This window comes from Alistipes sp. CAG:268 (assembly GCA_000434235.1).
Classification (GTDB): Bacteria; Bacteroidota; Bacteroidia; order Bacteroidales; family Rikenellaceae; genus Alistipes; species Alistipes avistercoris.
Genome location: FR891987.1, coordinates 21,458 through 28,768, shown reverse-complemented (window position 1 = coordinate 28,768; position 7,311 = coordinate 21,458). Strand labels below are relative to the sequence as shown.

Below are 7,311 nucleotides of genomic sequence, written 5' to 3'. Positions count from 1 at the left end.
CAGGAATGCGCCGCCCGAGAAGAAGGGTGCGCGGCTGATGTATCCGAGGTTGGCGAATACGTTGTGCTTGTCGGTGATGTTGTAGTTGGCGCCGCCCTTGACCGTGTATCCGAGGAAGTTCACGTGGTCCGACTCGGCGTGTTCGGCATCGTAGTAGAAGCGGTCGTAGCGCCAGTATCCGGTGTTGGAGATCGAACCCGAGACGAATGCGTTGAGCTTGTTGCGCGTCCACTCGAGCTGTGCGAATACGCCCTCCTGGTGGACGTGTCCGTCGTAGTCGCGGTAGACCTTGTCGCCCACCTGCAGCTTCTCGTACTGCCACGTGGGATCGGCAGCGGCGATGTTGTCCGAGGCCTTGACGTTGCGGCGGCTGTTGTCGTCGATGAAGTACTTGCCGTCGTAGAGGTCGATGATCTCGTTGTTGTGCTCACCGATGTAGTAGCGGACATCGACACCGGCCGAGAGCTCGAGCGACGGGGTGATCTGGTTGGTGTAGGTCGAGAGCAGACCGTACCACATGTGGTTGTTGTTGCTCTTCGACATCACCATGCGCGAGCCGTCGATGCTGGCGGCGTTGAGCTCCTGGATCTTGTCGTAGGCGAACGTGCCGTCGGGGTTGCGGAACGTGGTGTTCAGGATACCGTAGTTCGTGCCCTTCCAGGCGTTGCGGTCGGCCGACGTGCGGCCCTGTCCCGAGTATCCCGAGCCGCGTCCGATCGACATGTAGAGGGCCGTCGAGAGCGACGACTTGTAGTCGATCTGCCACTGGTGGTTGAGCGAGATCTGGGGCTTGTGGTACTCGTTGAAGCTCGAGTAGCGCTGCTTGCCGTTCTTGTCGAAACCGTAGCTGGCGTTGTAGCGGTACATGTCCTTCTCGCCCATGAAGTTCTTGGCCTTCTGCCACTCGGCGATCGTCAGACCGTCGTTCAGGGCGTTGCGCTGTCCGTGCTTCTGGGGGGCGCCGAATGCCGTGAGCGAGAGCTGGTGCCGGTCGTTGATGCGCTTCGAGATGTTCACGAACCAGTTGTAGCCCTCGAAGTTCGTGCCCTGGATGTAGCCGTCGCCCCAGCGCTTGGCCGCGAGGATCGACATGGCCCATCCGTTCTTGGTCAGGCCGGTCGAGAGGCTGAGCGAGAGGTTGTAGAGTCCGTCGTTTCCGACGCCGAACGAGAACGTGCCGCCCTTCTTGGCGTCGATGCCGTTGGTGACGATGTTCACCGAACCGCCCACCGAGGGGGCCGAGATCTTCGAGGCGCCCAGACCGCGCTGCGTCTGCATGCTGCGCGTCACGTCCGAGAGACCGGCCCAGTTCGACCAGTAGACGCCGCCCCATTCCATGTCATTGACCGGTACGCCGTTCACCATCACGGCGACGTTGGCCGACTGGAAGCCGCGCATGTTGATCTTGGCGTCACCGAAGCCGCCGCCGTCCTTGGTCACATATACGCCGGGGGTCGATTTGAGGATCTCGGGGAACTCCTGTCCGCCGAGTTTGTAGGTGATCTCGTCGGCCGTGACGGTCGATACGGCCACGGGGGTCTTGCGCTGCACGGCCACCGACTGCGAGACGATGACGTCCTGCAGCGTCACGGCGTCGGTCTTCAGGACGATTGTGCCGAGGTCAATGCGACCCCCCCCCTTGATCTCGCGGGTCTCGGTCACGTAACCGATGAACGAGATCTCGACGCTCTGCGTTCCGGCATCGACCTTCAGCGAGAAGTTGCCGGCTGCGTCGGTTCCGGTACCGGTCGAGGTGCCGGGCACGATGACGGTCGCACCGATGAGCGGCGCGTCGTTCTCATCGACGACCTTACCGATCACTGTCGATTGTGCGATTGCCGATGACGAGCCGATCAGGATGAAGGCCGCCATCAGGAGAAAGTGAAGTAGAGGTTTTTTCATAAAATATGGATTAAGGGTTTCTTTCGATGCGAATCCTCGCCGCAAAGATAGTCTCTTTGAACGGGATGCGAAGTTCGGGGAGATCGGATTTCACCGTATTTTAACTCCCCGCACGGCAACCGGAACGCCGCCCCGCAGCAGACGGGGGCCGGAGGTTCGTTTCCCGGCTGCGGCCCGACGGATCCGGGCGCAGGGCCGACGGCTGCGCAGGGGCCGTACAAGGCGACGGCCTGATGGGTGCGAGCGGAATGTCTCCAACATAGAGGACGAACTGCCATTCGTTTAAGGAATACAAAGATAATGAAATATATCGGGAACGCAATAGCGCATTGCGGAAATTTTGACGTGCCATGCCGCAGCCCGTTCGGAATACCGTGCGTGATGCCGTACCGGGCCGGTGGCACGCTCCTTGCGTCATCTCCCTTTCCGGTATTATATATCAAGGTATCGCATGCCGTCTGTTCGGGAACAATACTGGCGCTATTCGCTCGTGGCGCTGATCGTAGGTCTGGGAACCGTCGTCTTCGTCGAACTGACCCCCTTTCTGGGGGGACTGATGGGGGCCGCGACGATCTATGTCCTGCTGCGCGGGCAGATGTACCGATTGACCGGGCGGCACGGCTGGCGGCGCAGTGCGGCGGCCTGGCTGCTGCTGGGCGAGGCGGTGTGCTGCTTCCTGGTGCCGATCTCGCTGCTGGTCTGGATGGTTGCCGAGCGCGTGCAGCGCCTTACGCTCGATCCCCGCCAGCTCGTCGCCTCGGCCCGACACCTCGCGGCGCTGGTCCAGGAGCGTACGGGCTACGACCTGTGGCAGGAGAGCAACCTGCGGAGCCTGCTCTCGGAGCTTCCGCACCTCGGGCAGTGGCTCTTCGGCGGGGTGACGGGCTTTGCGGTCAATGTGGTGGTCCTGCTCTTCGTGCTCTACTTCATGCTGCTGGGCGGCCGCCGCATGGAGGAGTACATCCGCGAGCTGCTCCCCTTCAGCCGCGGGGTGGGGAGCGACGCCCTGCACGAGGTTCGCATGATCGTTAGATCGAACGCCATCGGCGTCCCGCTGCTGGCCGTCGTGCAGGGAGGCGTCGCACTGGCGGGTTACCTGCTCTTCGGAGTGCCCGATCCGCTCTTCTGGGGTGTGCTGACCTGCCTGGCCACGATCATTCCGGTCGTCGGCACGGCGCTTGTCTGGGTGCCGCTGGCGCTTTGGCTGGGGCTCGGCGGCCACACGGGGGCCGCCGTCGGGCTGGCGGCCTATGGCGTGGCGGTGGTCACGCAGTCGGACAATGTCGTGCGGCTTGTCCTGCAGCGCCGCATGGCCGACATCCACCCGCTCATCACGGTCTTCGGCGTGGTCATCGGCCTCTCGCTCTTCGGGTTCATGGGGGTGATCTTCGGGCCGCTGCTGTTGTCGATGTTCGTCTTCTGCGTGCATGTCTTCAAGCGGCTTTACCTCGACCGTCATCCCGACGCCGGCGAGCCATCGGGCCCTTCCGCGCCTTCCGGTCCCTCCGCGCCGACCGGCGGCGGCCGCCTGCACTGAACGGCCTCGCGGTCCGGTTTCGGATGCTTTCCGCTCTCCGAAAAGACGTTTCGGCCGAAATTTCGCTCCGATAGACCTTTCCGCGCTCCGAAAAGCAGTCCCGGAGTGAGATTTTTCGAAAAAAGTGTCCGAAAAAGTTGTATATTCATAACACTTTATTACCTTTGTTATTCGAATAACACAAATTTCCGAAACAGGAACTAAAGTCTTATCACAATGGCAAGAAATCTCAAAATCAGAGACCTTACGTTGCGCGACGGCCAGCAGTCGTCGTTCGCGACCCGAATGAATCAGGCACAGATCGACCGTTGCCTGCCTTTCTACAAGGATGCGAATTTCTATGCGATGGAGGTGTGGGGCGGCGCCGTGCCCGACTCGGTGATGCGCTACCTGAACGAGAATCCGTGGACGCGCCTCGAAACGATCCATAAGGCTGTCGGGAATGTGTCGAAACTCACGGCCCTGTCGCGCGGCCGCAACCTGTTCGGCTACTCGCCCTATACGGACGAGATCATCGACGGCTTCTGCCGCAACGCCATCGAGAGCGGTCTGGGCATCATGCGTATCTTCGATGCGCTGAACGACGTGGACAACGTCAAATCGACGGTCAAGTACGTCAAGCAGTACGGCGGCATCGCCGACTGCGCCGTATGCTATACGGTCGATCCGAAATACCCCGAACAGGGCTTCTTCTCGAAACTCTTCGGCAAGAAGAACCCCGATCCGGTCTTCACCGACGCCTATTTCCTCGACAAGGCCCGTCAGATGGCCGCGCTGGGCGCCGACATGATCACCATCAAGGACATGTCGGGTCTGATCCCGCCGCGCCGCGTGGCTACGCTCGTGCGTCTGTTCAAGAAGCACCTGTCGATTCCCGTCGATTTCCACACCCACTGTACGCCGGGTTACGGCCTGGCCTCGGTGCTGGCCGCCATCGTTGCGGGTGTCGATGTCGTGGACACCAACTGCTGGTACTTCGCCGGCGGTACGGGTGCTCCGGCCATCGAGCTCGTCTACGTCTTCTGCAAGAAGCTGGGTATCGATACGGGCGTGAACATGGAGGCTGTGGCCAAGATCAACAAGGAACTGCGTGAGATCCGCAAGGAGCTCAACATGTCGGTATTCGGTGTCGAGAAACCCGAGCCGAAGCCCTTCAACCCGCTGACCGACAAACTGCCCGACGAGGTGGATGCCCTCTTCGACCGTGCCATCGAGGCCGCACAGCGCGACGACGAGGCCGCGACGATTGACCTCTGCCGCAAGATCGAGGCATACTTCGGCTTCCCGGCCCCGAACGAACTGGTGCAGAAGGCCGAGATCCCGGGCGGCATGTACTCGAACATGGTGGCCCAGCTCAAGCAGCTCAAGTCGGAGGAGATCCTGCCGCGCGCCATGGAGCTCATCCCGTCGGTGCGTCTGGCTGCCGGTCTGCCGCCTCTGGTGACCCCGACCTCGCAGATCGTGGGTGCCCAGGCCGTGAACTGCGCCCTCGACGAGAAGGCCGGACGTCCGATGTATACCAACAAGTCGTCGCAGTTTGTGGGCCTCGTGAAGGGCGAATACGGCAAAACGCCGGTGAAGATCGATCCCGAGTTCCGCTTCAAGATCTGCGGTGTGCGTGAGGAGACCCCCTACGACACGTCGAAGTACAAGATGCAGCCCAACCCCGAACTCCCCGAAGCCGGAGGCGTCAAGCTGGCGGCCAACGAGAAGGAGGTGCTGCTGCTCGAGCTCTTCCCGGCCGTGGCCAAGACCTTCCTCACGGACCAGAAGGTGAAGGCTTACGCGGCTGCGAAGCCCGCCGAGGCTGCTGCCGCCAAGCCCGAGGCGAAGGCCACGGAGGCTGCTCCCGCCCGCCCGAAGGCCGTGATTACGGGCCATGCCGTGACGGCTCCGCTGCCGGGCCGCGTGCTGACGCTCTCCGTCAAGGTGGGCGATATGGTTAAGGCCGGCCAGGAGGTGGCCGTTCTCGAGGCCATGAAGATGGAGAACGCCATCACGACCGACTACTCCGGCACCGTGAAGCAGATCTTCGTAGCCGAGGGCGACAACGTTCCGACCGACGCTCCGCTGCTCGAGGTCGAATAGCGGATCCATCCATACGGACTGTTTTCCGGGTCCGCGGCGTTTCGGCGTCGCGGACCCGTTGTTTCCCCGTTGCTGCAACGGTTGCCCCTCTGCTGAAAAAACGTCCGGCCGCTTGGCACTTGCCCGTGTTTTTGCTACCTTTGGATTCCGAATCTAACCCAAAAAACTGAACCGCGTATGACACTCAAACGCTTCCTGGCCCTCTGCGGGCTGGTTGCCGTCGGATTGTGCCCGTCCCGTCCCGCGGCGGCGCAGCACTTCGATCCGAAGGCTCTCTACGAGATCGTCGGCCCGGGCGGGCTGGTGCTCGACAACCAGGGCAGCCTCGACAACGAAACCGAGATCTTCCTGAACAACCGGGGTCGTGACCTGCCGTCGCAACTCTGGATCATCACCGAGTCCTCGACCGGGGGCTACTGGCAGATTACCTCCGTACTTGCCGACCAGAGCATCGACAACGCCAACCGCGCCTCGCAGCCCGGGCCGCTGATCCAATGGAGCACGAGCCCCGGCAATGCCAACCAGGAGTGGAAACTGACCCCTGTCGGGGAGGATACCTATACGATCACCTGCCGTGCGGGCGGACTCAATATCGGCTGTCCCGACGTGCAGCCGGGCAAGCCGGCCTGGCAGGTGGCCCCTTCGGCCGATGACCCCGCCCAACGGTGGACAATTCGCCGTTCGACGGCCCGGATCGACCTCTCGGCCCTGCGCCCGACCAGCGACAACGACTGGGAGAACGAGACGGTCTTCGCCGTGAACAAGGAGCCGGGCCATGCGACCTTCGTGCCCTTCGCCTCGGTGGCCGAGATGCAGGGTGACCCAAGCTACCGCCGGCCGTGGGTGCGCAACCGCTCGAGCCGTTACATGCTGCTCAACGGCATGTGGAAGTTCCATTGGGTGAAGAGCCCCGACGAGCGTCCCGCGGATTTCTACCGGGAACGTTACGACGTCTCGGCGTGGGACGAGATTCCCGTTCCGTCGAACTGGGAGATGCACGGCTACGGTACGCCGATCTACACGAACGTGACCTACCCGCACAAGAACCAGCCGCCCTTCATCCTTCCGCAGAAGGGCTATACGAACCAGACGGAGACCAACCCGGTGGGTTCCTACCGCCGCGATTTCGACCTGCCGGCCGACTGGAAGGACCGTGAGGTCTACCTCCACTTCGACGGCGTCTACAGCGCCATGTACGTCTGGGTCAATGGCCGCAGGGTAGGCTACAGCCAGGGCGCGAACAACGATGCCGAGTTCAACATCACGCGCTACGTCCGTCCGGGCCGCAATACGCTGGCCGTCGAGGTCTACCGCTGGTCGGACGGCAGCTACCTCGAGGATCAGGACATGTTCCGCCTGAGCGGCATCCACCGCGACGTCTACCTCTACGCCACCCCGAAGGTGCGTCTGCGCGACTTCCGCTTCGATGCCGACCTGTCCGACGACTTCCGCAGCGCCGGCCTGCGCGTCCGCGCCCATGTGGCCAACGTCGGGGGCCGGGGCCGCGAGGCCGCCTCGGTCGATGTCACGCTGCTCGATGCCGAAGGGCACCGCGTCGCAGAGCAGAGCCTCCCGTTCAGCGGTGTGGCCCGTGGCTCCGAGGCCGTTGCCGAGGCCGTGCTTCCCGTCTCCTCGCCGCAACTCTGGTCGGCCGAGACGCCCTATCTCTATACGGTGCTCCTCGAACTGAAGGACCGTGACGGACAGACGCTCGAGACGACCTTCTCGCAGTACGGGCTCCGCAAGATCGAGATCCGCGACCGCCGCGTCTGGATCAACAGCCG

General features: G+C 62.6%; 4 protein-coding genes (1 of these 4 running past the window's edge). 3 read left to right on the top strand and 1 reads right to left on the bottom strand.

Annotated features, from left to right (window positions below):
• Positions 1-1,902, bottom strand: a 1,902-nt coding sequence (locus QZL63_RS03865; RefSeq protein ID WP_290585937.1) for a carboxypeptidase-like regulatory domain-containing protein, incomplete at its 3' end; no start/stop codon positions are given.
• A gap of 451 nt (positions 1,903-2,353) precedes the next feature.
• Between QZL63_RS03865 and QZL63_RS03860 the strand changes: the two genes are divergently transcribed.
• The 3 genes from QZL63_RS03860 to QZL63_RS03850 form a co-directional block, all read left to right on the top strand.
• On the top strand, positions 2,354-3,439 hold the full coding sequence (locus tag QZL63_RS03860) for an AI-2E family transporter (protein ID WP_290585934.1): 1,086 nt from the start codon (positions 2,354-2,356) through the stop codon (positions 3,437-3,439).
• A 216-nt stretch (positions 3,440-3,655) separates the two neighbouring features.
• Complete coding sequence (locus QZL63_RS03855) at positions 3,656-5,527, top strand: biotin/lipoyl-containing protein (RefSeq protein ID WP_022308014.1); 1,872 nt, start codon at positions 3,656-3,658, stop codon at positions 5,525-5,527.
• 177 nt (positions 5,528-5,704) lie between these two features.
• On the top strand, positions 5,705-7,311 hold the beginning of the coding sequence (locus QZL63_RS03850) for a glycoside hydrolase family 2 TIM barrel-domain containing protein (RefSeq protein ID WP_022308013.1). Its footprint extends 2,005 nt past the window's final position; the window shows 1,607 of its 3,612 coding nt (coding positions 1-1,607); it begins with the start codon at positions 5,705-5,707; its stop codon lies off the right edge, out of view.

What these genes read in the sequence shown, in the direction of transcription:
- QZL63_RS03860 (WP_290585934.1), top strand. Translation starts at nt 2,354, where the DNA reads ATGCCGTCTGTTCGGGAACAATACTGGCGCTATTCGCTCGTGGCGCTG.
- QZL63_RS03855 (WP_022308014.1), top strand. Translation starts at nt 3,656, where the DNA reads ATGGCAAGAAATCTCAAAATCAGAGACCTTACGTTGCGCGACGGCCAG.